Raw genomic sequence first — 24,498 nt, 5'->3', positions numbered from 1 at the left:
TGACTATCCTGTCTCAGTTGGCTTTAAAAAGGGGCACAGAGTTCGTAATATGCCAATTTCCAATGATCATGCGTGGCTCATGGTGGTTGAACAAAATACTTTCACTGTCAGTGATGGTTACCCAATTGCCTTTTTGGTCATTAAATCGGAAGTCGAGTCGGGGTAAGTTCTGTTGCTCGCCGCAGCTTCCCCAATGCTCTAGCACTTTATTTCTGTCATCAGGGTGAATCTGCTCAATTAATTTATTCATCGTGGACATAATAGCGGAGTCAATGTTGGCCAACTCGCCAGAAAGGTGGCCCCACTCAATCTCACCGGTGTTTAGATTGAGTTGGTAAACGGCATGTTGTACCCCATCGGTTTCGTCAAAATGAGGCATACTTCGCGTAAGAACACGCAGGAAAACCATGAGCAGCGCCGTTGCTGTCAGATAGCATTGGACTAAAAGCAAAGGCTCCCCGTGGTGCAACCCATTGATGAAAAATGGCCCATAGCCTTTCCCAGTGAAGTAAATGACAATAGTCGCCAATGTCAGTAGGGCAATAGAGCCGCCATGATTTCCCCATAAGATAGATAACATGACAGCCAGGATGATCGGCAGACAGGCAAAGGTGAAAATGAGCATATCGTTATGGAGGTGTAATATATTGCTACTAAATTCTTTTAGTGAATTATTGAAGATTAATAAAGTCAATAAACACAGCATAAGCCAGATGATAGAACCTAAAAGCTTATTCTTGACCGGCGAAATTTGGGTACGAAATCGAGTGTTGAAGAACCCCATGATGACCGTGGTAGCGAAGAATATCCCGGTAACATCAGCAACAAACCCGATCCAGAAAATCTCCTGAAATGTCCCTTTATTAAACAGAACAAAACCGATTGAGACAAACAGTGCATCTAACAGGCTGACAATAATGGTAGAAAAGGTCCACATGAGAACGACATGCAGATCATCTCTTGGACGGGAATAGTGGCGTACTATCCAGGCGATAAGCATGGTTGATGGCATGGAGAGAAACGCATAACATATTGATAATATATAGTTTTCTTGTAGGGAGTTATCAAGAGCAAGATTGATAATAACAAAACAGCCCAGTAACACAGGCCATTGACGCCAACGTGCACATAAAAAAGCCGCCGTGGCGACCCCAGCTGGAAACCAGACAATCGAAATATGTGAGGCTGGATCGTCAAATTTTAGAGAAATTACGCCAGAAAGGTAATAAATCAACGTCCAGATCACTATGGGGATAACTTTTTGCGTAAGGTTTGACGACGGTTTCATCGTTATCTTTCTCTGTTTGTCATGATATACACAATTATGCTGTCAGCAAAAAAGCAGCAGCAATGTAGCAATGTGTTGAACGGAGCCTGTCTATAATTCTGTGTAACTGCCAGCGTATTAGCGTATTGGTCATTTTCAGAAGCGATTGACATATTACAGCGATAACTCAGGGGCAGTTAAATCATTTCTTTCCTGTCATATATACGTTCGATTAAGCGATACTCTGATTTTGAAATCACAATTTGTCAAAAATAGTCACATGACCTGTTATTTAAATTATGGCACGTAAGAGGATTATTTTAATGATAATTATTGCGGCAGGGGTTCGCTTGTGTATGAAAATTCTTTATCCAGCCAGTCGGTCAAATTGACCAAAACCTTATTATCCGCGAAAACCTAACCTTGATGGATAAAAAAACGGGGCCATCAGGCCCCGTTCGCAATTTCAATTTTATGACTGAATTCTATTACTGAGAATCGTTCAACAACTTATTGTGCTGGAACTGCGGGTGCAGGTTCTACTGGCATACCTTCAGACTCGGGGCCGGTATCTTCTTCAGCAGGTGCACCACCGAACATACCAAACAGGCCAACGAATTCTTGCAGCGACATTTTCTGACCATTCAAATCAACCTGGTTATCGGCAAAATGGAAACTGCTGCTGATAACATCATCTTTGGTGGTGGTCAGTTTAAACATCTGGCCCATAGCAGCAATGCCTTGAACCTGTTGTTGTGCCATTTTTTGGGCTTCTTCTGGGCTGTAGCCCTGTAGACGCGCGGTTTGGGTTGTCAGTTCGGTTGCCATTGCCATCGGAATGGTCAACGTCGCGTCGATTTTTTTCACTGACTGCGCGAGAAGCGGTTCATCAGTTGCTTTCGCTTGTGTTGGATCAGTCAGAGCAACATTCAGAGTAAAGGTGCTTTCCCCTTTGGCATTTTTCCAGCTCAGTGGTGCAATGCTAATTGTCGGATTACCTTTCAGCAGAGCAGGGAGGTTAGCCAGTAATATTTCGGCCATTTGTTGCTGATAAGCTTCCGGATCCAGATTTTCACCCGCCTGAACAGCTTTCAAGGCTTGTTGATTATAGGCGCTGGAGAATAGTTTCAAGCTTTGACCGTCCAGATGGTCGAAACTGAAGGCCAATTTACCGGCACCAAAGTCATTATCCTGAATTTTTAGCGCGTCTAATGTATAGGTCAACTTACCGTTCAAATCTTTATCGGTTTCGCCTAATTGAGTATTCAGGTTAAAACCAACCAGTGTCGCGGTGTCTTTGCCATCGATATTTAAACCGATCTGCTTGATGCTCAGTTGTTGGTCACCAATGCTGAGATCAAACTTGCCTACATTGGTGTCACTTTTAATGACCAAACCTTGCAGACTAAATTGCTCAAGTTGATCCCAATGATTTTTGCTCGCAAAAACAAGACTGTCACTAGAACCACTCATTTTCACCTTGCGCAGATCTCGCGACACATCAGCATCAATTTTAGCACCAGCGAATTTCATGCTGGTGGTGTTTTGCTGATAATCAATCGGAATGAAAGTAATGGCAGAAGAGGTATCGCCGCTGTATGAAATGCGGGAGTCTGCAGTAAAGGGCGATTGGCCTTTGGTGACTTCAAACAGTTTTTTCAATGCTGGCGTATTGGCAAGCTCGGTGTGTACCGAGGCCATGCTTGGGATCAGATTGAATTTTTTTAACTGCGCTAATGGGAATGGGCCGTGATCGATAGTTTCGATAAATGCCACTTCGTCGCCATCTTTTAAGGCTTTTTCGCCGGAAACAGTGCTATCAGATTGTAAAATATAGCGAACTTGGCTACTGAACAGACCGCGCTGATAATCTTTATAGGCGAATTTTACGCCAGCTTGAGGTAGCAAAGTTCTGATCTGGTCGTTTGCGTTGTTAACCAATTCGCCCATTCGTTGTTCAATCAATTTGCCGGTATACCATGAGGCCCCAGTCCATGCAGCGCCAAGTACCACAATGACGCTGACAGCCACTAACGATTTTTTCATTGTTCTGTTCATCCTTTTCTAATACACCAAATTCACTATGTTGAACGCGGTAATGAGTGACTAATTAAATAACACCGTAAGAAAACAACATATCCCAAACTAATATAGGCCTAGATTAAACATTCACAAATATTATTGCGACGATAAAGACTTATTGCGATGGTGAAATTTAACCACCGCAGCATCAAAAGACCAGCAATAGACAACAAAATGAGTGAGTTCGTTCACCCTCCGTTGTAAACACGGGCAATTGACCCCACTCCGAGGACACTCACTGGCGATTCATTCGCCGGAACAAAACAAGATTCTCCCGGTTGCAGCGTAATGACTTGCTGTTGTTTCTTCAATATCGCTTGGCCTTGAACGCAAAATACGATCGCGGCACTGTTCTGCGCCAACATTTGCGGCTCTGGCGTTAAGGTATGCAGCGAAAAGGCAAAATCCTCAACCGGGATTGGGAACACTAATTCGTGACCGTGCTGTTGCGGTGTTGTCAGCAGAGTAGACGCGGGTTTCGGGATAAATTGCAGATTAGCCATTAACTCGGGAATATCAATAAATTTAGGTGTCAGCCCGGCGCGTAATACATTATCCGAGTTCGCCATCACCTCCAGCGCCACACCGTCCAGATAGGCATGCGGTGTTTCGGCATACAGGAACATGGCTTCACCGGGTTGCAGTGTCACCACATTTAACAACAAGGGCGAGAACAAACCACTGTCATCAGGGTAGAAACGCGAAATACTGCGGATAGTATCCCATGGCTCACCTAATTGGTTATTCAAGGCCGCTTTCAAAATTCCCAGCGCGCGAGTTTTCTCTTCGCCAGCCATACTCAGCAAATGGGCAAATAATGTTGCTAAATGTTCAGTGTCAGGTTCGCGGAGAAACGCGGCGATATCCGGATGAGCGGCGGCTATCGGCTGGAGTAATTTTTCGATGTCATCCAACATGCGGAAACCATTCATGGCCTGGAAAGGAGTCAGGGCATAAACCAACTCTGGCTTATGGTTGGCATCTTTATAATTGCGTTCGGCATCATCCAGTGGAATACCAGCTTGATTCTCTTTAGCAAAGCCAATTTCAGCCGCAGCCTTACTTGGGTGTACCTGAATGGATAATGGCTGAGCAGCACACAGCACTTTGAACAGGAAAGGTAATTCGCCGAAACGTTGGAAAACATCATGGCCTAGATTGGCATCTGGATCTTGCTCAATAACTTCACGCAATGAATGCCATTGCCCTTCGGCATCAGCCACTTCAGAACTGCTTTTGGGATGAGCACCCATCCATAATTCAGCCATGGGCTGATTTTGCGGGTTCGCCATGCCGTAAAGTTTAGTCAGTGCATCAGTGCTGCCCCAGGCGTAGTTTTGTACTGCATTCTTCATTTTTTGCATGTTGATTATCTGCCATCGAGTTTGGCGAAACTTATCGCCCGGATAAAAACATTATCCTGATAAAAAATTGCCCCTTAGTAAACAATGGGGATGTAGGGGTTGCAAGTGGTAATGCAATTCACCACGGCGCTGAAACGACTAAAATGGTGAAAATGCGAATCACTCGCATAAATAAGGTGATAAATATGCCATGCTATACCCGTCAGACCTCAACTTTTTGTTCTATATGCTAAGGAGACAGTGATGGTGACCACCCGCAGTGAAAACGATTCAATGGGGCCTATCGATGTGCCGGCAAGTCAATTATGGGGCGCACAAACCCAGCGTTCACTGGAACATTTCCGTATTTCGCAAGAGAAAATGCCGACCGAACTGATTCATGCGCTGGCGCTGACCAAACGGGCGGCGGCACAGGTCAATATGGCGTTGGGCTTGTTACCCGCTAATCGAGCTAAAGCTATCATGGCGGCGGCTGACGAAGTGTTGAATGGCGACCATGCTGGCGAGTTTCCGCTTTCTATTTGGCAAACAGGATCCGGCACCCAAACTAATATGAACATGAATGAGGTGCTGGCTAATCGTGCGAGTGAATTGTTAGGGGGGGAGCGGGGTAATCATCGTTTGGTTCATCCTAATGATGATGTTAATAAAAGCCAAAGTTCAAATGATGTATTCCCAACCGCAATGCATGTCGCTGCCGTTATTGGGTTAAGAGAACATTTATTGCCAGAGTTAAAAGTATTGCAGGGGACTTTGGCTAAGAAAGCTGAAGCTTATCGCGATATTGTGAAAATTGGCCGGACGCATTTGCAAGACGCTACGCCATTAACGTTGGGGCAGGAGATTTCGGGCTGGGTGGCAATGCTGGATCACAGCGTACACCATATTGAAGCCACTATTCCTCACCTTTGCGAGTTGGCGCTAGGTGGCACCGCCGTCGGAACCGGCTTGAATACCCATCCCGAATATGCGGTGCGTGTCGCCAATGAGATAGCCGCATTGGTTCAGCAACCCTTTATCACCGCGCCGAATAAATTTGAAGCACTTGCCACCTGTGATGCATTAGTTCATGGCCATGGTGCATTGAAAGGTTTAGCAGCATCGCTGATGAAAATTGCCAACGATGTGCGATGGCTGTCCTCCGGCCCTCGCTGTGGTATTGGTGAGATTTCTATTCCTGAGAATGAGCCGGGCAGTTCTATCATGCCGGGTAAAGTAAATCCGACCCAATGTGAAGCCATGACTATGTTATGCGCGCAAGTGATGGGTAACGATGTTGCCATCAATATTGGCGGGGCGTCCGGTAACTTTGAATTAAACGTCTTCCGCCCGTTAGTGATTCATAATTTCCTGCAATCTATTCGCCTGTTGGCTGATGGTATACGCGGTTTTAATGAGCATTGTGCGGTGGGTATTGAACCTAATCGTGACCGAATTACTCAGTTGCTCAATGAATCGTTAATGTTAGTTACTGCGCTGAATACTCATATTGGCTATGACAAAGCGGCTGAGATTGCCAAGAAAGCTCATAAAGAGGGGCTGACACTCAAAGCCGCTGCGCTGAAACTTGGCTATGTTACTGATGAGCAGTTTGATGAATGGGTCAAACCAGAAAATATGGTTGGAAGCATGAAATAGTCGTTTGTGTCTTTCCTGTCACGCCGGGATCTCTTTCCGGCGTGACAGGGAGAGCCCAACGACATTATATTATTAGGATATGTAATAAGTGTGATAATTAAAACAATGTCAGGTAATAGGTTAAAAATAAAAAATCATCTTATTTAGGTAGTGTTTTTTTCCATTTTTAACTTAGAATGTTATTTGCTTCTCTTTGCGTGATATATTTCCACAATGTATTTTAAAATGATCGATTATTTGTTTTCGTGAATAATGTCATTGATTAGTTTTTTACGTGAGCCATCAGGTGGCGATAGTTAGGGTGGTTTTCATTTGTTAAAGTGATATTTTAACTCAGCAGGAGTTTATTTTATGGAAGATAAAAAAAGAAAAAGTAGTCAGCCCGATATATCTAGTTTAACCGTTGATTCACTCAGCAGAATATCGCTTATTGCTATCATGGAGAAAGCCAGCATTCCTTGGGCGATAAAAGATAATAAATCTAAATTCGTTTATTTAAATGAATCTTGTCTTGATTTGTTTGATCTTCAGCCGGGATTTGATTTTGAAGGGCGTTTAGATGAAGAGATGCCATGCCAATGGTCTGAGTATAGTGACGACTTCAAGGCTCACGATAGAAAGGCAGAGCAAAGCAGAGAGGGGGCGGAGATCATTGTGACTTCACCTTTTGGGCGGGAAAAAGTTCTTTCACCGTGGTACTTCCCTAAATTTCCTATCTATAACGCCAATGGGGATGTGCTAGGAACTGTTTTTTTTGGTAAAAAGTTTAACTTCATTTCTGTCTGTGATTTTTTTAAAAGTTTAAAACCCGCCGTTATTACACTGACTCCTCCGGTAGATGACTTTTCAGAAAAAGAACTTGATATCATCTTTTATGCCATTCAAAAAATGACAGCCAAAGAAATAGCAAAGAAATTATTCCTATCAAATAGAACTATTGAAAATAGGCTTAGATTTATTTATGAGAAAGCGGGATGTCACTCTTTAAAAGATTTGATTGAATATTGTCACGCGTCAGGGTTGAATAACTATGTCCCTAAGAAAATTCTCCGCGAAGGGGTTAATTTCTTCTGGTGATTGAGCTGCAATAATAACCCCGAGAGAAGCATAACGTTTAGGTTTTATATACAGCACAATAATTTACCTATATTTTATTTCTCTATTTCAACATGTAAATGCAACCTTGGCACCAACAAACGCAAAGGTTTGGCTTCGGGTTTATATTTATGCTTAATCTGAGTGACATTGTAATCGGTTAACTCCCCTAATTTAGGCAATTCAATCTCTGATTGAACCTGGCAAAATGCAATCAATGGCATAGGGCAGGGATGTTGTACTTGTTTCTGCTGTTCCTGATACCAGATTCGCGCAATAGGTTGCACTTTTACCGGCCGTTTGATTTTTAAGTGCGCCTTTTCTGGCAGTTGCTTAACATCATTAATTTCTTTATTAATCAAATCAGCCCATTGCTCGCGGGTAAATGGTGGAACAGCACGGCCTGCATTCAAGCTTTTGTTTAGTTGAGTCAGAATTTCTTCGCGTGTTACATTCTTAATAATGTGTTTGTTGGCCCAGCCAAAACGCACTGAACTGGGATTTATTAGCGGAGTAATGGTGCGGTAAGTATTTAATGTTATCAACCCATGCAAGTGGGTGTGAACAAACTCGAAACGCTGTTCACTCGGTAAGCCTGATTCAACGGTAATGATATGTTCCAGCTCTATTTTTAACTGATTAATGTATTGGATGCTCTGTTGGCAAGCTGCTAATTGGCTATCGGTCACTGAAAAACAGAGTACCCCAGGGAGCCGGAGGGCGGCTTTGCTGCTGACATTCTGGCTTTGATGGTGAATAAACAACCGCTGATAATGTTGTAAAGCCAGTTCTCGTGCTTGAGTACCAACTGTTACGCTCACGGGAATATGATTTATTGGTTGATGCTCAGTCCCTTTCTCTATTTCGGGCAAGGAAAACACCCTAGCGGCAAGTAAAGGTAAATCCTCAAGCTGCTGGTGGAGGTCCTGTAGTCCGATTTCCAATGAGGTAAAGCGGTTATTTAGTCGATCTATCAAATCATATTTATTCATCATCTTTTCTAAAAAATGCCATTTTAGTTACAACATACATCTGTTATATCAGTAAAAAGACACCTATGAAAGCCCTGAGTTATCTATTAATAAACTGATATATGCAGCATGGAACAACATTATCGGCATCATCAGGTGGGTGGGGCTGACTGTGGCAGATATTATTATGAGAAAGCCATCGCCGGCCTTCCTCTCTATGCTTGAGTCATTTACAAAAGGATTGTGTCGTGAGCGCGGTAATAAATAATATTTCATTGCCGAATCTCGCTAAACACTGTCGATTACTTTTATCCATTTAATCCTGGGAATAAAAAAAGGCTAAATGGCAAATGAATGCCGTTAGCCTTTAGTCAAAAATCAGGATGTTAAGATAGCGCTTTAGCTTTTAGCTGCTGGTATTCGCTTTCATTAATAGTCCCTTCATCTAATAATTTTTTAGCATCAGCGATCTGTTCTGCCGGTGATTTACCCGCAACGTGCCGGATATACTCATTAGTATCAGAAACTGATTTCTGCACCGAGGCCCGATAGCGTTGCGCCATGCCTTTGCCACGGGTAATAAGATACACAAGAGAGGTGAGTAACGGGATGAAGAGCAAGAACAAGATCCAAATTGCTTTATAAAAGCCACCAAGTTCATGATCCCTGAATAGGTCGGAAATGACCTGAAACAAAATCAGCAAGTATGCGATGAAAAAGAAAATTGAAAATGTTGTCGCCAGTATGTCCCAAAGCGTAAGAAAGTGAGTTGTCATATTTTCTCCTGACATTAAATAAATTAAGGAAACGTCTCGTCATAAAATCCCTTAATACATTAGAGACTTAATTTATATTCCAAGCAACAGTCACCTAAAATCGTTAGGTTCGTTCTAATCATAGGTACATAGCAGAGAGGACGTCAAATTGTAATGTGACATCACATCGACTTTATTTGATTTTAGATTAAATTCTGGCGGCTTCGGGCAATTTTCGTAATCTCTGACCGACATACAACGCGAGCAACAAAAGAGTGGCGATAAATGAAACAACGCCAGTCCAACCTAAATTAAGCCAGAAAACACCGCCTAATGTTCCTGCAACACTCGAACCTGCATAATAGCAAAATAGATAAAGTGAAGAGGCTTGTGCTTTAGCACGACGGGCACGGCGACCAATCCAACTGCTGGCCACAGAATGTGCGGCAAAAAAACCAGCGGTAAATATCATCATCCCGATAAAGATTATTATCACAGGGGAGAAACCGGTGATGATAACCCCAATCAACATCATGCTTATTGACGCCATTAACACCGGCCCCCGACCATAACGGCTAGTCAAAGCACCGGCTTTGGGTGAGCTATAAGAGCCGGTAAGATAAACTATCGATAATAAACCCACGATGGCCTGACTGAGATAATAGGGCTGCGCCAACAAACGATAACCAATGTAATTAAATAAAGTCACAAAGCTGCCCATAATTAAAAAACCTTCGGCGAACAGCAAAGGTAAGCCCGAATCACGCCAATGTAGCTTGAAATTGATCACCAGTGTTCGGGGCCGTAGCGGGGTTGCCCGGAAGTGTTTAGAAGCTGGAAGAATACGCCAGAACAGACAAGCGGCGGCCAAAGCAAATAAACCAATTACCGCCAATGCAATGCGCCAGGAAAAGAAATCACTCAATACCCCAGTGACCAAGCGGCCGCTCATCCCGCCAATAGAGTTTCCGCTGATATACAGCCCCATAGAGAGAGCAACAAAACTGGGGTGGATCTCCTCACTGAGGTAGGTCATGGCCACAGCAGCAACCCCACTAAGGGATAAGCCAATCAATGCCCGCATCAACAAAATTCCATGCCAGCTGGTCATAAAAGAACAAATTAATGTGCAGATAGCCGCCAGCATCAGCGCGACCACCATCACCGATTTACGGCCAATTGCATCTGATAATGGGCCGGTAAACATCAACCCCAAGGCCAGCATTCCAGTCGCAGATGAAAGCGATAAACTGCTGCTTGCCGGAGAGATAGAAAAATCCTGCGATAACAGCGGCAGGATGGGTTGTATACAATAGAGTAGGGCAAAGGTGGCTAAACCAGCGGAAAAAAAAGCCAGTGTGACGCGCATAAACTCTGGCGTACCGCGTTGAATATAAGGGCGTTTTCGCGCCGCAATTAAGCGGGTGGTAGCATCATTTACTGGATGGGATGGCACTGCGGTATCCGTCGTCGGAGCGCGCAAAGAGGGAGTCACGGTATTTCCTTATCAATAATACAGGTGCTGCGAGAGCAAGGGGCCAGCTAATAACAAAATCATAGGAATAGCGGAGTTTTTTGTCTAATATATTAATCATTAGTAATAATACTTTAAAAGTATCAATGGGGTTGAATGAGTATTGAACTCAGGCACTTACGTTATTTCATTGCGGTGGCAGAAGAGTTGCACTTCGGACGAGCTGCAGAGCGCTTGCGTATTTCTCAACCACCATTGAGTCAACAAATTCAAATTCTGGAAGAACAAATTGGGGCGCGGTTGTTTGCCCGCAATAACCGCAATGTCAGTCTGACTCAAGCTGGCGAACTGTTTTTAAAAGAAGCTTATCAAATTCTGGCGCAGGTAAATTCGGCATCTGAGAAAGCTGCGCGGCTGCATCGCGGAGAATCCGGGGAACTGACCATCGGTTTTACCTCATCCGCCCCTTTTATTAGCACAGTGTCCAAAAATTTGCGGGCTTTTCGTCAATTACATCCGCAAGTCCATATTAAAATGCGTGAAATCAATAGCAAACAGCAAATTGAACCATTATTGGACGGGCGACTTGATCTTGGCGTAATGCGCAACACTCGCTTGCCAGATGCATTGCAATACCGTCTGCTGTTACGTGAACCCTTAGTCGCGGTGGTGCACGAAGAAAGTCCGTTAGCCGCTTTGCCCCTAGGCCGTGTTAAATTTAGCGCCTTGGCTGAACAGCCTTTTGTGTTCTTTTCGCGGGAGGTTGGTACCGCACTTTACGATGAGATTCTTGCATTGTTAGCCCGCGCCGGTATCACGCCTTATATTACGCAAGAAGTCGGGGAGGCGATGACGATTGTCGGTCTGGTTTCCTCAGGTTTAGGTGTTTCTATCTTGCCCGCGTCATTTACACGGGTAAAAGTGGATGGGGTGAAATATTTACCCTTGGCGGAAGCCAGTGCCACTACCGAGGTGTGGTTGGTTAATCATAAAAATCGGCCAGTGACCGCGCCAGCAGAAGCATTGATTCGCCTGATGATGGCGGATCTTCCCGATGCGGCAAAGCATAAAGACGTTTAGTCTGCCGAGAGTCAATAATGGTGGCGGCTGTTTTTTAAGCTTATTTCGTGTGAATAACCAGCACGGAGTCAAAGGGTATGGGTGATTATGTGCAGTAAATCACATAACTAATCAAATAGTTGACGCCATATGCTAAAAGCCCCAACATAGCCCATAATCTTTATTTAGAAGCGCGAAAAATACTCGGTGACAGAGAAGGAGCCGGTTTAGTGATAACGGATGGACCGCCTGGGCATATTGATCAAATCAAGCAAACCAATGCAGGGGCTGTTTATCGGCTGATTGATTTGTTCGGCCCGATATCCCGTATTGAACTGTCTAAAAGGGCGCAACTGGCCCCCGCCAGTATCACCAAGATTGTGCGGGAATTGGTTGAAGCGCATCTGGTGAAAGAGACCGAATATCAAGATGTGGGCAGCCGTGGGCGGCCAGCAATTGGTTTGGTGCTCGATACCGAGGCTTGGCACTACGTCTCTGGGCGAATCAGCCGAGGTTTTATTACTCTCGCATTGCGCGATCTCAGCAGTAAACTGGTCGTCGAAGACCAGATTCCATTACCGGATAGTCATCCAGAACCTTTACTTAACCGTATTCTCAGCGAAGTCGAACAGTTCTTTATCCGGCATCAGGAAAAACTTGAAAGGCTGACTGCCATCGCCATTACCATGCCGGGCATCATTGATGCGCCAGCAGGTATTGTGCATAAAATGCCGTTTTATGACGTCAATGAGATGCTACTTGGCCCGGCGTTAGAAGAGTTAACTGGGTTACCGGTTTATCTGCAACATGATATTTGCGCTTGGACGATGGCTGAAGCTCTGTATGGGGCTTCGCGCGGCTGCCAGAATGTTATTCAAGTCGTGATTGATCATAATGTTGGCGCTGGGGTGATTACTGCTGGCCGAGTATTACATGCGGGTAGCCGTAGTGTTATTGAAATTGGTCATACTCAAGTTGACCCTTATGGCAAACGCTGTTATTGCGGTAATCATGGTTGCCTGGAAACCGTTGCCAGTATTGAAAATATGCTGGAAATTGCTCAGCAACGATTAAATGGCTCAATGAGTTCTTTATTACATGGCTCACCACTGACCGTTGAATCTTTATGTGATGCGGCTTTAACTGGTGATCAATTAGCTAAAGATATTATTTTGGGTGTTGGCCATAGCGTCGGGCGAATTATTGCCATTATGGTCAATTTATTTAATCCAGAAAAAATTCTGGTTGGTTCACCATTAAATAAAGCGGCCTCTATTCTCCATCCCGCCATTGCATCTTGTATCCGCCAGCAAGCGCTTCTAGCTTACAGTGAGAATATTCTTGTTGAACCGACCGCATTTTTTAATCAGGGAACCATGCCCGGAGCGGCACTGGTAAAAGAAGCATTATATAATGGCTCATTGTTGGTGAAATTACTCCAAGGATAGGGCGTCACTAATAATTAAGAGTTAATTATTAGTGAGTATATGGGCCATATTCCCAGTATTATTGGGCGCTATCCGTTAAAAATATCACCCAGTTCAGCAAAACATTGCGCTAACGCAAGCTGTCTGTTGTCGGCATCGCCTAGACTTTTATCTATGTTATCAATTTCGCTAATATTAGGCGGAAAGACTTGAGTCGACGTGGCCAGATTGCGGAGTATTGTTATGTTAACGCGTGTTTTTGTGACGGGTACCGACACAGCTGTTGGTAAAACCGTAGTGTCACGGGCCTTACTTCAGGCCTTAAGCCAAAATGGCAGAACAGCTGTGGGCTATAAGCCGGTAGCGACAGAGAGTCAAGAAACTCCGGATGGATTGCGTAACCAGGATGCACTGATTTTACAAGCTTCATCTTCAATTGAAGTGGATTATCAGGAAGTTAACCCATACCCACTGGCTGGGGATGTTATCCATGCTTGTTCGGGCACCCTCATTAACTACAACAAAATGACGGAAGGATTGCGGCAATTAGCCACCAAAGCCGACACTGTTGTCGTCGAAGGTTGTGGCGGCTGGAAAGTGATGATGAATGATCAGCGCTTTTATTCTGATTGGGTGGTGCAAGAGCAGTTACCGGTTATTTTAGTCGTCGGAATTAAATTAGGCTGTATTAATCATGCTTTATTAACAGCTCAAGCTATTATCAATGATGGCTTACCCTTATTAGGGTGGGTTGCTAACCGTATTAATCCCGGACTTGCCCATTATGCTGAAACAATCGCAATGTTACGCGAGCGTTTACCTGCACCACAATTAGGGCAATTACCTTATCTGCCGCACCCAGAACAAAAACCTCTGGCCAAGTATTTAGATCTAACCGCAATGGTTAAGTAATATATTTATATCCGCCATATTTCAAGTTGCATGTGCGTTGGCCGCCTTTCTGCGACTCGAATTATTTAGGGGCTATGACGGTTACTTGTTGATAGTGTTATAAGTGAAATAGTGTTATTGGTAAAATTAATAATCGTCTCTAATTGACGTCTTTATCGACGCATTTTAGCGTGAATGATAGACAGAAATAGGGCGTAACCAACGGGCTATTGTTGTCGAAATAACACAGGATAATAGTAGCCCTGGAAGCAGGGTGTATTCACCGGTCATTTCACACACCATCAGCGCGGCCATGATAGGCGCGTGCGTGGTGGCAGCCAGCAATGTCGCCATTCCTGTTAATGCCATTAATAGCGCAATATTGTCACCAAACATATTGCCACCAAACCATGGCCACCAGGCAAACATTTGCCCACATAACATACCTAGCGCCGCACCAACAAACAGAGTGGGGGTAAATACCCCGCCGGGAGCCCCCGAGCCGCTACTGGCCAATACCGCCAATAACTTACAAATTAGTATGCCGCCAATTAATAAAATCCCCGGAGGCGTGGTTAATAATGATTGCACCACACTGTAACCATTGCCCCAGACTTCCGAGAAAATTAGCGATAATAACCCTACAATTATCCCGCCCAGTGCTAATTGTAGTGGCGGTGATAAATTCAACGACCGAAAAGCATGTCCGCTGGCGGTCATCGCTTTGAGAAATAGAGGCCCACAAAAACCGGCTAATAATCCTAATAGTGCCATTAGGAGATACTGTATCGGCCAGGGGGATGGCAGTGCTTGTACTTGATACAGTGTTTCCTGACCGCCGTGTAACAAATTGCTGGTGAGCAATGCACTGACGGCCGCAATAACCACTGGCCCGAGAGAAGCCAGCATTAGAGTACCGAACAGAATCTCTGCAATAAATAAGCTACCAGCCAGTGGTGCATGATAGGCGCTGGCCATACCGGCGGCGGCACCACAAGCAACCCATAATTTCCATTCTTTGGGTTTGGCATAGCGCTGTGCGAAAACAGAAGCAAACAATGCCGCCAAAAGCACCATCGCGCCTTCACGGCCAATAGCACTGCCGCTAGAAACCACCAATAATGAGGCCAGGGACTTGATTAAACTGGCGGAAACATCTAATCGACCATCTCCAATTTCAATGGCTTCCATATAATCGGTAGGGGCGCTGGGCTTTTGATGTCGATAACGCTGATAGACCCATAATAATGATCCTGCGGCCAGCCCACCTAGAGCCGGTGTTACTGCACGCCGCCAGCCATTAATAGAAGAAGCCGCCGCGACCAGGCTGCCATCCGTCCGAGCAAATAATACCCACTCAAGACCCAACATTGCCTGATGAAATAACCAAACAATCACCGCAGACATGATGCCCAGCATGATGGCAATTATCAGTCGGCGCAGCATTGCGCGGTAGTAATACCAATGAGCGGGCCGTTTCATAGCAAAAAACTGACTGACATATCGCGGTTGGCCCCATATTTTTATCATAAAGAGGTAGGTATACAGATAGATTGTTACTGGTCATCACGCTAATGACCAGTAAATTTTAGGGTAGGGCCAAATTAATAATATCCTACGCCAATACTGCTTTTTGTATAGATGACTCCCGAAGTAATATTTTCTTGATACTACTCAGTAAAATTCCACATTAATATAAATAATAAGTATATATTGGTGTTTTCAAACGCAGCTTTATTCTCAGGGAAGGACAAGTACCATGAAGGAAACTATAAGCGTTCGCAGCCAGATATTATGGTTGCTGGTGTTATCACTTTATCCGGTTGCATCAGCGGCTCTTCTTTACTTTATCATCCCGAAAAATACAGGATATGGTGGCTTGGGTTATGACATGTTGGCAGTCTTTTATTTCATATTCTGCTTAATCGTCAATATTATCTTTATCTGCCAGACATCAAAGAAACGACCACACCTGAATAAAGAATCCTGGATATATATGTTTCCTGTCCTGTCCCCCGTGTTATGTGGGTTCTGGCTGGTTCCGGTTTGATGAAGAGTTGATAAGCATAAACGGAAAGGGTGCACCGAAAAGTGCACCCTAAAATCAAAACGTTATTCGCCGTCAGTGATACGGGTATAAACAATCTTCTGGGTATCATTTTCACAATGCCCAACAACTTGTCCACCCGCTTGTTGTACCTGATCGTTAGGAACGATATCCAATTTAAAACCAGATTCAGGCACGCCATTACTGATAATCTTTTGCGTGATATCGGCTTTGACACTTTCACAAGATGCCAAAGCAGCCAATGGTGCTAAAGATAATAACAATACGCTGATAATAAACGTTTTTTTCATCATAAAATCCTTATGTGGATGAATAGCTTGCCTAACCTAAGGATAGCCTTGGTTCACATAACCTCAAGTTAATCTGAGCCAATCTCGTCTATTAGGGATTAATCTTACGACCGGACAAACGATCCAGACAGCGTTGGGTGTTAGGTTCCCAATAAGCATTGAGATTTTCGCTGCTTTCGCAATTATCTTTCGCATCTTCAGCACGGTCGTCTTTATCGAAATTCTTTTCTACCCGGTTATTCACTTTGTTACGCAGGCGCTGGGTTTCATCCCATTGTTGTTGGCTTTGGCGTGCTTGTTCTTTTGACATTGGGTCATTGTTCCCGCCAACGGAAACACAGGTGCTACCTTGAGTACAAGTGGCCGATTGCGCCAACGCAGGCGTTTGCCACATCAGCGGTAAAGCCAACACGGCTAAGGGGAGGAAAGCGCGCATCAGGCGTGGCAGGCTACTTATGTTCATCGTCTTAAGTCCTTTATGAGTCGGTGATATTAATTCATCAGGCCATTATCAGCAGATAAAAAAATTATACCATCGCTCGCAGCATCTAGACTAGTCAGTGATAAGCTTGTTGATAATAGGTATACCCGTCATGCTTCAAGCTACATGTGCGGTGAAGCTCAGCGGGGTTCCCTCATTTGCCGCTTTCCTGCAACTCGCATTATTTAGGGCTACTATTAATTCCCACAACTGTTTTGACGTAACTCATTGTCAACATTAAAAGAGATCTAAATGTGATAAAAACTACGTTACTGTTTTTTGTAACCGCATTGGCTGAGATTATTGGCTGTTTCTTACCTTATTTGTGGTTACGAAAAGGCGGAACTATTTGGCTATTATTGCCAGCGGCAGCCAGTTTGGCCTTATTCGTTTGGCTATTAACCCTGCATCCCACGGCCAGTGGGCGAATCTATGCCGCATACGGCGGCGTTTATGTCGCGACAGCATTAATTTGGCTACGTGTTGTTGATGGTGTGAAGCTCTCAGTATTCGATTGGGTCGGCGCGGCAGTAGCGCTGGCGGGCATGCTAATTATTGTTGCTGGCTGGCGGGTAAATTAAGAGTGGGGCGGTCAACGCCCCAAACACGATATTATCTATCGATATTACTTATCGGCTAACCTTCGCGGTGAATACTTAATCCAGCAAAAGATTGGCTCACCGGCATCATTTCCAGTGTGTTGATATTCACGCGAGCAGGTAATGTGGCCACCCAATATACCGCTTCAGCAACATCTTCAGGTATCAATGGATTGGCCCCATCGTAGGTTTTATTGACTTTATCCCCGTCGCCTTTAAAACGAACTGCCGAGAATTCAGTGCCACCGACCATTCCTGGCTCAATATCCGTTACGCGGATATGGGTGCCATGCAGATCGGCGCGCAGCCCCAGACTAAACTGCTTAACAAAAGCTTTGGTCGCACCATACACATTGCCGCCGGCATAAGGCCAGTTAGCCGCGGTAGAACCGATATTAATAATATGCCCCATATCGCGCGCCACCATTGCAGGAAGCAAAGCTCGGGTCATATTCACCAAACCTTTGGTATTGGTGTCAATCATTGTGTCCCAATCTTCAACATTGGCTTTGTGAGCGGGTTCCAGCCCCAATGCCAAACCGGCATTATTCACCAGCACATCAATGTTTTTCAGCTCTGTCGGGAGTTCATCAATAACATGTTGAATAGCCGCGCGATTACGGACATCTAACCGCACAATATGCAGCGGTTCACCTAATTCGGCCTTTAATTCTTCCAACCGCTCCTGACGCCGCCCCGTTGCAATAACCTGATGACCGTGACTGATAAACTTGCGAGTGATAGCTTCACCAAACCCGGAGGTCGCGCCTGTGACGAAAACGATCATGTGCATTCCTTATTTTTCGGTGCCAATAATATAATTGATATGATTAACATACTCTTAAGTACAGCTGGACGCTATTGCCGTTTGGACGGCCTCTTACGCACTTCATCACCCGCATCACGGCTAAGTGTTAATATATCCACAATTGATAGTAATGCGACTACACCAATAACCACAAATGCTATCTGGAAATTTTCCAACGGGGATGGCCACTGCATTCAATAACCCATTGATCAGCAAGGTAGAGCGGAAACGGAATCGATATAAGATAGCGGAGGTAAAAGGCTTCATGGCCAAGTTACCAGCAAAAACAGCTAAAAGGCCCAGTGGGAGCGAAGCTACAAAATGCGACATTTGTCTTAGTTGGAGCTAACTGTAGTGACGTAACGAACCATGCCCTGGAGCAGTTGTGCAAACCGATGTGATTCATAATTACCGTCACTTGGCACCATCCAAATGCTACTAAACTCCAGTTGGATCGTTGGTACGCCATGTGCCGCGCCGAACTTTGTAATAGTTTCGTTTTTGGAGGCGGCAAAATAGTTGTTTGAATAATTGGAAATACCCTCATTTCGTAATGAGGTTATGAGTTTAGTCACCAGTTCGTCTTTACCCAGCAGCGATTTACGTGACGTTGTCACTAAAATAAACCCCATTATTTCTGCTAGTGACTTGTATGATGATGGGATACAGACATATGGTTGACCGAAGTCAATTAAAGAAAGTAAAGGTGGGATAGGGCGTACTAAGTGAATGCTTATAGGCTAATACTTAGTGCCCCCCTCGATCAGTGCTTCAGTGCTTATTTATTGATCTGCTTACCCTGTTCATCAACAACCCGTTCACCATCTTCTTTGGTAAACGCAGCGCGTTGCACATCAGTCAAAATATCCAGAACCCTCTCAGAAGGTCGGCATAAACGGGTACCCAGAGGGGTAACAACAATTGGCCGGTTAATCAGAATAGGGTGCTGCAACATGAAATTAATCAATTGTTCGTCGCTAAAGGCATCTTCTGCCAAGCCCAATTGTTCATAAGGTTCGACATTCTTGCGCAACAACGCCCGAACCCTGATGCCCATATCTGTAATCAACTTCATCAACTCTTCACGGGTTGGCGGTGTTTCCAGATACAGTATAACTTTAGGTTCAGTGCCACTGTTGCGAATCAATGCCAACGTGTTACGGGACGTCCCACATGCGGGATTATGATAAATAATGACATTGCTCATCGGGATGATCTCTTGTCGAGGCTCCAGTACATTATTGCGCCTGGAGCTATGTGTTAAACAATAGCTAATGTACGACGGATAACCGCAAGGCTAATGCCATCAGTGTGACAAACAGCACAGGGACGGTCATTACAATGCCGACCCGGAAGTAATATCCCCAGGTAATCGTCATATTCTTCTGCGACAAAACATGCAGCCATAGCAACGTCGCCAGACTGCCAATTGGAGTAATCTTAGGCCCCAAGTCGCTACCTATTACGTTGGCATAAATCATCGCTTCTTTGATAACACCCGTTGCTGCGCTGCCATCAATCGACAAGGCCCCGACCAGAACGGTCGGCATATTGTTCATAACGGAAGAGAGGAAAGCCGCCAGAAACCCTGTTCCTAAAGTTGATATCAACAATCCCTGTTCAGCCAGTTGATTTAGCAGGGCAGAAAGGTAGTGAGTCAGTCCTGCATTGCGTAAACCGTAAACCACCAGGTACATACCCAGTGAGAAAATCACAATCTGCCAGGGCGCACCACGCAGTACTTTGCCGGTATTTATGGCATGGCCTTTCTTCGCGACAGCAAGCAAAATCAGTGCGCCAACGGCGGCGACCAAACTGACTGGTATACCGAGTGGTTCGAGGCCAAAGAAACCGACTAACAACAAGACCAGCACCAGCCAGCCGGTTCTAAAGGTACTGACATCTCGGATAGCTTTTTTCGGTTCTTTTAACAGGGAAACATCGTAAACAGCGGGAATGTCTTTGCGGAAAAACAGGTGCAACATGACTAGCGTTGTAGCGATGGCGGCGAGGTTAACAGGCACCATGACTGCGGCATACTCAGTGAAGCCGATGTTAAAGTAATCAGCCGAGACGATATTCACCAGATTCGAGACAATCAGCGGCAGACTGGCCGTATCTGCAATAAATCCCGCAGCCATGACAAAAGCTAAAGTGGCCCCCTGGTTGAAACCCAGCGCCAGCAGCATCGCAATAACAATCGGGGTCAGGATAAGAGCCGCACCATCATTGGCAAACAATGCCGCTACCATCGCACCCAGCAAGATAATCCAGGTAAAGAGCAATCGGCCACGGCCGTTGCCCCAGCGGGCAACATGCAATGCAGCCCATTCAAAGAAACCGGACTCATCCAACAGCAGACTGATGATAATCACGGCGATAAAAGTGGCGGTCGCATTCCAGACAATCTGCCAGACTACTGGGATATCGTCCAGGTGAACGACACCGGTCAGTAATGCCAGACCAGCGCCCAACATTGCGCTCCAGCCAATCCCGAGTCCTCTGGGTTGCCAGATAACCAGAACGAGAGTGAGCAAAAAAATTGCACCAGCCAGTAACATCATGAACTCCATTCATATCTAATTTTATGCATATATACTCTCAATTTCAGCATGAGGACGAAGACGCGCCACTGAGTTTATTTCGTATTTTTTCTCGCTCGCAATTCCACGCTGAATCAATAATGATCGCAGCCCATGCAGGTATTTGGGGCGACAGCCGGTAATGCACCCATTTTCCTTCACGGCGATCGACGACCAACTCAGACTCACGTAACAGAGCCATATGACGGGAAATTTTGGGCTGAGACTCTGTTGTTGCTGTACAGATGTCACAGACACACATCTCGCCGGACTCCCTGAGGAGCATCACGATAGTCGAGCGGGTTTCATCAGCGAGTAGTTTAAAAAGCTGAACAGGCTGTAGCATGTTTAACCTCAAGGAAAGACAATAATACATATGATATTTCATATATGAATTGTTTTAAAGCATAGTTTATAAAACGGAGATTTTTTATAACAAACTGACGGACTATGGAGTTTCCAGAGTTATCCGTTGGAAGAAAGATCAAGATAAAGACTCAAGCAATGGGGAAAAACCGGCGTTATCGCATCAGCCCAATCCTGACCACAAAACCCCAGATTCTGCCTATCCTCATCTTGGTGCGCATAATGTATATTATGTTAAATTGAATATTTATGTGCGCTAAGGGTTTCTTCTAGTCCCACCTGTAATCCATTCAGTCGAGTCATATTTCTGTTAACCATAATTCTTTAGCTATATACTTCAGCCAGAATAACAAAAGCTACAAATTAAAACCCCTTCCCTCATTCTTGTCCGATGACGCTACGTGAAATCTGTATAACTGACAGCATGATTGCCCGTCAGATTTTGCTAAACGACAGACACAAAAAGTCCGCGCTTATTCGTGCCGGTTGTTTACATCAGATAATGCAGGTTTCTGTGAATGTCGCTCTGCTGCTCTGGTGATTCTCATCAGCACCTTACCGGGGGCAACATCTGGCGATAACATCCTCATAAGAGATTTTGAGTTGCGACCTACGTCGGCAGAAATTGCCGGACAACCCTATGTGACCCTAATTAGTATCATTATTATTGAACTGCATCTAGCAAAATCATTCCACTTATAAATATACGAGTTAAACTTCATAATGAATTGGTAATTTACTTATTAAAAATAACTACTATTGCAAAGAATACTTAGGCAGGTAAATTAATTTATAAAAGGATTAATAAATTGAACCATCTTGATGTGGCAAGTTTTCAGGAGTAAGATTTAAATGGTTAGAGTCAATCGTCGAGTTTTTATTTTAGTAAAGAAAAAATCGAGAGGCTAAGTTAATCATGGATGAAAAAAATAAGCCACTGAATGCCAATAAATTAATTGTAGAATCCCTAAATTCATTGCCACTGATTTCTATTATGGAATACAGTAATGAACCTTGGGTTATAAGAGACTGCGAATCCCGTTATGTGTATGTAAATCAAGCTGGTCTGGACTTTTTAAGTTTACCCGCTGACTTTGATATTGAGGGGAGATTAGATAACGAATGCCCTGCGGATTGGGCAGAATTTGCTGAGCAATATCAAGCCAATGACAGAAAAGCGGAAAAAAGCGGAAAGCGAGTAGCCATTATTTCAACCAATTATTATGGGCGAGACAAAATATTAGAACCCTATTATTTACCCAGGTTTCCTATTTACAATAAAGTTGGTGAATGTATAGGAACATTAACAAATGCCAGTAAATTAAATTTTATTTCTCTTTCCCAATATATAGGCCGCCGTACCCCCTCAGTATTGACACTGACCCCGCCCACTGACCTTTTCAGCGAGAAAGAACTTGAGATAATTTTTTTCATATTACAGCCAATGACTTCTAAAATGGTTGCTAAAAGGCTGTCTTTATCGCATAGGACAATAGAAAATAAATTAAGATTGATATATGAAAAGTCCGGTGTTAGATCCATAAATATGTTTAGAGAATATTGTGGTCACTTAGGTTTAGATTTATATATCCCACCTAAGTTTGTAAAACCTTGCGTTCAGGGTTAACCCCATACTCCAATAAATAATATCAAGTAAGAAGAGCAGAACTTACATAGCGGTATTGGAAAATAGCCGCTCCCTGCCCTTTTACTCCGCCATATTTTGCCACGAATGCGGTTATCGCTCATCGCATGATTTTACTTTAGACCCATTATCAAGCTGCCTAATCGCCGGGGTAAGGCCGGTTGCGACGGTGGCTATCACCACAGCAACTGCGGAAGCCAATAAAACAGCGGAATTACCGTAATGCATACTCAGTGGGCCTGCCGCAAGTTCCCCAATGGGGATCGCCACGAATGACCCCATAGCATCATAGGCATAAACACGAGCGAGTTTATTGGGGGGAATATGCGTTTGTAGCGCATTCGCCCAAACCACACCGAATTGACCAAAACCAATCCCAGCAATAAAAAATCCTGTCATCAGAATGAATGTTGAAGAAACCATACTGAGGAGAATAATCGGGATAGCGCAAAACGAAACCAGAATCACACCAATAAACAAGTCGCGTCGAGGACGCCAGCGCAGAGCAATAAATGAGCCGATAATCAGGCCAACACTTTCTGCTGCCACTATCATGCCCCAACTTGCCCGACCAAATGAATTATCGGCAATGATCGGGCCAAGGATCATCACGACACCGCTGAAAGCGGCATTAATAACCGTGAACTGAGCGACAATAGACCACACCCACGCACGAGCAATAAATTCTTTCCACCCATCGCGCAGATCCTGCAAGATGTTGGTATTTGATGCTAAAGATGGTGCTGAGTTGGTTCGAACAAAAAAATAGAGTGGTGCGGAGGCAGCAAATCCTAAAGCATCAACAGCTAAACCCCATCCTGGCCCAACAGCACTGGTCAGAATGCCGCCTAATGAAGCTCCAATCACTGTTCCTGCATAGATACCCACTTGAATAAAAGCATTGGCCGCCCTGAGGTTATAGGCGGGTACAGTTTGTGGAACCATAGCCGAAGAAGCAGGTAGCGCGATACCCGCCGCTGCGCCATTAATAGTTCCAAGTACAGCCAACCCCATGATGGTTGCTGTTCCATCAAGCACTAACCAGGCAACAACGCCTTGGGATAAGGCGGCAATGGTAGATGAAGAGAGCAACACCATGCTGCGGGAATAGCGATCGGCGAGTACCCCACCAATCAATAAGAAAGCCACATTGAAAATAGAGCGCGCTGCAACCACCAAACCTAAGTCGGTGGCGGAACCGCCAATATCCAGCACAGCAAAAGCCAAGGCGATAGGCGCAATGCCATTGCCTAATACCGTGAGAAGTCGGGCGAAAAATAAGTTTCTAAACGGCGCATAGTGAAATACATGGCGGGAAGATGAGCCTGCGGTATTGGCATTCACTCATTTTTCTCCGCGCTGATGTCGCTATTTTCTCGATTTTTGAAGGGGTTTTTAGTCGCCGCGCTAGCAGGTTCTTGTGGTTTATTCATTTTGGCAACTTGTTGTGGCGGTGCATGGTCGTTAACGTGTCAATGGATCTTACGTTTTTTAAAACGCTATTTCAATATTTTGCGATGCGGCCACCCTATTCTACTTTTAATCAGGTTGATTTGATTAACTCCAAATTAGCTCATTTTAACTTTTTGAATTTAAACAACAATAAGCCAACGATCGCGCTACGCGAATTCTGTAT

General features: G+C 44.6%; 23 protein-coding genes and 1 pseudogene. 8 read left to right on the top strand and 16 right to left on the bottom strand.

The features are described from left to right. Window positions 1–13: 13 nt before the first annotated feature. From OVO64_RS03785 to manA, 3 genes are all read right to left on the bottom strand, one after another. On the bottom strand, window positions 14–1,288 hold the full coding sequence (locus OVO64_RS03785) for an MASE1 domain-containing protein (protein WP_038632946.1): 1,275 nt from the start codon (window positions 1,286–1,288) through the stop codon (window positions 14–16). A 489-nt stretch (window positions 1,289–1,777) separates the two neighbouring features. Then, window positions 1,778–3,313, bottom strand: coding sequence for a YdgA family protein (locus OVO64_RS03780; RefSeq protein ID WP_038632943.1), 1,536 nt, complete (start codon window positions 3,311–3,313; stop codon window positions 1,778–1,780). A gap of 224 nt (window positions 3,314–3,537) precedes the next feature. Next, window positions 3,538–4,713 (bottom strand): mannose-6-phosphate isomerase, encoded by a 1,176-nt coding sequence (gene manA / locus OVO64_RS03775; RefSeq protein ID WP_145509454.1) that lies wholly within the window; start codon window positions 4,711–4,713, stop codon window positions 3,538–3,540. A gap of 243 nt (window positions 4,714–4,956) precedes the next feature. Here manA and fumC point away from each other — a divergent pair, with 243 nt between their 5' ends. Both fumC and OVO64_RS03765 read left to right on the top strand, forming a co-directional pair. After that, window positions 4,957–6,351, top strand: coding sequence for a class II fumarate hydratase (gene fumC, locus OVO64_RS03770; RefSeq protein ID WP_267248628.1), 1,395 nt, complete (start codon window positions 4,957–4,959; stop codon window positions 6,349–6,351). A 351-nt stretch (window positions 6,352–6,702) separates the two neighbouring features. After that, window positions 6,703–7,428, top strand: coding sequence for a helix-turn-helix transcriptional regulator (locus OVO64_RS03765; protein WP_050291711.1), 726 nt, complete (start codon window positions 6,703–6,705; stop codon window positions 7,426–7,428). A 74-nt stretch (window positions 7,429–7,502) separates the two neighbouring features. Here the strand turns inward: OVO64_RS03765 and tus are convergent, their stop codons facing one another. From tus to OVO64_RS03750, 3 genes are all read right to left on the bottom strand, one after another. Then, window positions 7,503–8,438, bottom strand: coding sequence for a DNA replication terminus site-binding protein (tus, locus tag OVO64_RS03760; protein WP_222423498.1), 936 nt, complete (start codon window positions 8,436–8,438; stop codon window positions 7,503–7,505). Between the two features lie 365 nt (window positions 8,439–8,803). Then, entirely contained in the window at window positions 8,804–9,193 is a 390-nt protein-coding gene (locus tag OVO64_RS03755) for an SHOCT domain-containing protein (protein ID WP_038632927.1), read from the bottom strand. A gap of 187 nt (window positions 9,194–9,380) precedes the next feature. Then, entirely contained in the window at window positions 9,381–10,628 is a 1,248-nt protein-coding gene (locus OVO64_RS03750) for an MFS transporter (RefSeq protein WP_042562617.1), read from the bottom strand. Window positions 10,629–10,802: 174 nt separating this feature from the next. Between OVO64_RS03750 and OVO64_RS03745 the strand changes: the two genes are divergently transcribed. From OVO64_RS03745 to bioD, 3 genes are all read left to right on the top strand, one after another. After that, entirely contained in the window at window positions 10,803–11,726 is a 924-nt protein-coding gene (locus tag OVO64_RS03745) for a LysR family transcriptional regulator (protein WP_038632924.1), read from the top strand. Window positions 11,727–11,935: 209 nt separating this feature from the next. After that, window positions 11,936–13,153 (top strand): ROK family transcriptional regulator Mlc, encoded by a 1,218-nt coding sequence (gene mlc, locus OVO64_RS03740; protein ID WP_038632921.1) that lies wholly within the window; start codon window positions 11,936–11,938, stop codon window positions 13,151–13,153. 222 nt (window positions 13,154–13,375) lie between these two features. Beyond that, entirely contained in the window at window positions 13,376–14,044 is a 669-nt protein-coding gene (bioD, locus tag OVO64_RS03735) for a dethiobiotin synthase (protein WP_042562369.1), read from the top strand. A gap of 165 nt (window positions 14,045–14,209) precedes the next feature. Here bioD and clcB read toward each other — a convergent pair whose 3' ends face one another. Continuing rightward, entirely contained in the window at window positions 14,210–15,505 is a 1,296-nt protein-coding gene (gene clcB, locus OVO64_RS03730; protein ID WP_145510224.1) for a voltage-gated ClC-type chloride channel ClcB, read from the bottom strand. Between the two features lie 277 nt (window positions 15,506–15,782). On the opposite strand from clcB, the gene OVO64_RS03725 reads away from it, so the two are divergent. Continuing rightward, window positions 15,783–16,073 carry a hypothetical protein gene (locus tag OVO64_RS03725; RefSeq protein ID WP_145586823.1) on the top strand — a complete coding sequence of 97 codons (291 nt, stop codon included), beginning with the start codon at window positions 15,783–15,785 and terminating at the stop codon, window positions 16,071–16,073. Window positions 16,074–16,135: 62 nt separating this feature from the next. Here OVO64_RS03725 and OVO64_RS03720 read toward each other — a convergent pair whose 3' ends face one another. Further along, window positions 16,136–16,381: a DUF1161 domain-containing protein gene (locus tag OVO64_RS03720; RefSeq protein ID WP_042562371.1), complete on the bottom strand. Its 246-nt coding sequence runs from the start codon at window positions 16,379–16,381 to the stop codon at window positions 16,136–16,138. A 91-nt stretch (window positions 16,382–16,472) separates the two neighbouring features. Continuing rightward, the gene (locus tag OVO64_RS03715) at window positions 16,473–16,844 is read right to left on the bottom strand and encodes a DUF1283 family protein (RefSeq protein WP_042562372.1); all 372 of its coding nucleotides are present in this window, start codon (window positions 16,842–16,844) and stop codon (window positions 16,473–16,475) included. Window positions 16,845–17,116: 272 nt separating this feature from the next. On the opposite strand from OVO64_RS03715, the gene OVO64_RS03710 reads away from it, so the two are divergent. Continuing rightward, window positions 17,117–17,443, top strand: a complete 327-nt coding sequence (locus OVO64_RS03710) for a YnfA family protein (RefSeq protein ID WP_038632918.1) — start codon at window positions 17,117–17,119, stop codon at window positions 17,441–17,443. Between the two features lie 55 nt (window positions 17,444–17,498). Here OVO64_RS03710 and ydfG read toward each other — a convergent pair whose 3' ends face one another. From ydfG to OVO64_RS03680, 6 genes and pseudogenes are all read right to left on the bottom strand, one after another. Then, entirely contained in the window at window positions 17,499–18,248 is a 750-nt protein-coding gene (ydfG, locus tag OVO64_RS03705) for a bifunctional NADP-dependent 3-hydroxy acid dehydrogenase/3-hydroxypropionate dehydrogenase YdfG (protein ID WP_038632915.1), read from the bottom strand. Window positions 18,249–18,319: 71 nt separating this feature from the next. After that, window positions 18,320–18,581: pseudogene (locus OVO64_RS03700) on the bottom strand (MFS transporter); the annotation flags it as partial. Window positions 18,582–18,604: 23 nt separating this feature from the next. Then, entirely contained in the window at window positions 18,605–18,886 is a 282-nt protein-coding gene (locus OVO64_RS03695; protein ID WP_145540826.1) for a hypothetical protein, read from the bottom strand. 161 nt (window positions 18,887–19,047) lie between these two features. Continuing rightward, on the bottom strand, window positions 19,048–19,476 hold the full coding sequence (gene arsC / locus OVO64_RS03690) for a glutaredoxin-dependent arsenate reductase (RefSeq protein ID WP_038632897.1): 429 nt from the start codon (window positions 19,474–19,476) through the stop codon (window positions 19,048–19,050). 64 nt (window positions 19,477–19,540) lie between these two features. Continuing rightward, on the bottom strand, window positions 19,541–20,830 hold the full coding sequence (locus OVO64_RS03685) for an arsenic transporter (protein ID WP_038632895.1): 1,290 nt from the start codon (window positions 20,828–20,830) through the stop codon (window positions 19,541–19,543). Window positions 20,831–20,876: 46 nt separating this feature from the next. Next, window positions 20,877–21,197 (bottom strand): metalloregulator ArsR/SmtB family transcription factor, encoded by a 321-nt coding sequence (locus OVO64_RS03680; protein ID WP_038632892.1) that lies wholly within the window; start codon window positions 21,195–21,197, stop codon window positions 20,877–20,879. A 936-nt stretch (window positions 21,198–22,133) separates the two neighbouring features. Here OVO64_RS03680 and OVO64_RS03675 point away from each other — a divergent pair. Next, window positions 22,134–22,844 (top strand): helix-turn-helix transcriptional regulator, encoded by a 711-nt coding sequence (locus OVO64_RS03675; protein ID WP_038632886.1) that lies wholly within the window; start codon window positions 22,134–22,136, stop codon window positions 22,842–22,844. A 111-nt stretch (window positions 22,845–22,955) separates the two neighbouring features. Here OVO64_RS03675 and OVO64_RS03670 read toward each other — a convergent pair whose 3' ends face one another. Then, window positions 22,956–24,206: an MFS transporter gene (locus OVO64_RS03670; RefSeq protein ID WP_038632884.1), complete on the bottom strand. Its 1,251-nt coding sequence runs from the start codon at window positions 24,204–24,206 to the stop codon at window positions 22,956–22,958. Window positions 24,207–24,498: the final 292 nt, after the last annotated feature.

It is taken from the genome of Yersinia sp. Marseille-Q5920 (assembly GCF_946902935.1).
In the GTDB taxonomy this organism is placed as follows: domain Bacteria; phylum Pseudomonadota; class Gammaproteobacteria; order Enterobacterales; family Enterobacteriaceae; genus Yersinia; species Yersinia rochesterensis.
Note: the sequence above shows the minus strand (reverse complement) of the source record. Positions and strands in the feature narration are given on the sequence as shown.

Coding starts and splice junctions, on each gene's coding strand:
- OVO64_RS03785 (WP_038632946.1), bottom strand. CDS start 1,288: ATGAAACCGTCGTCAAACCTTACGCAAAAAGTTATCCCCATAGTGATC.
- OVO64_RS03780 (WP_038632943.1), bottom strand. CDS start 3,313: ATGAAAAAATCGTTAGTGGCTGTCAGCGTCATTGTGGTACTTGGCGCT.
- manA (WP_145509454.1), bottom strand. CDS start 4,713: ATGCAAAAAATGAAGAATGCAGTACAAAACTACGCCTGGGGCAGCACT.
- fumC (WP_267248628.1), top strand. CDS start 4,957: ATGGTGACCACCCGCAGTGAAAACGATTCAATGGGGCCTATCGATGTG.
- OVO64_RS03765 (WP_050291711.1), top strand. CDS start 6,703: ATGGAAGATAAAAAAAGAAAAAGTAGTCAGCCCGATATATCTAGTTTA.
- tus (WP_222423498.1), bottom strand. CDS start 8,438: ATGAATAAATATGATTTGATAGATCGACTAAATAACCGCTTTACCTCA.
- OVO64_RS03755 (WP_038632927.1), bottom strand. CDS start 9,193: ATGACAACTCACTTTCTTACGCTTTGGGACATACTGGCGACAACATTT.
- OVO64_RS03745 (WP_038632924.1), top strand. CDS start 10,803: ATGAGTATTGAACTCAGGCACTTACGTTATTTCATTGCGGTGGCAGAA.
- bioD (WP_042562369.1), top strand. CDS start 13,376: ATGTTAACGCGTGTTTTTGTGACGGGTACCGACACAGCTGTTGGTAAA.
- clcB (WP_145510224.1), bottom strand. CDS start 15,505: ATGAAACGGCCCGCTCATTGGTATTACTACCGCGCAATGCTGCGCCGA.
- OVO64_RS03725 (WP_145586823.1), top strand. CDS start 15,783: ATGAAGGAAACTATAAGCGTTCGCAGCCAGATATTATGGTTGCTGGTG.
- OVO64_RS03720 (WP_042562371.1), bottom strand. CDS start 16,381: ATGAAAAAAACGTTTATTATCAGCGTATTGTTATTATCTTTAGCACCA.
- OVO64_RS03715 (WP_042562372.1), bottom strand. CDS start 16,844: ATGAACATAAGTAGCCTGCCACGCCTGATGCGCGCTTTCCTCCCCTTA.
- ydfG (WP_038632915.1), bottom strand. CDS start 18,248: ATGATCGTTTTCGTCACAGGCGCGACCTCCGGGTTTGGTGAAGCTATC.
- arsC (WP_038632897.1), bottom strand. CDS start 19,476: ATGAGCAATGTCATTATTTATCATAATCCCGCATGTGGGACGTCCCGT.
- OVO64_RS03685 (WP_038632895.1), bottom strand. CDS start 20,830: ATGTTACTGGCTGGTGCAATTTTTTTGCTCACTCTCGTTCTGGTTATC.
- OVO64_RS03680 (WP_038632892.1), bottom strand. CDS start 21,197: ATGCTACAGCCTGTTCAGCTTTTTAAACTACTCGCTGATGAAACCCGC.
- OVO64_RS03675 (WP_038632886.1), top strand. CDS start 22,134: ATGGATGAAAAAAATAAGCCACTGAATGCCAATAAATTAATTGTAGAA.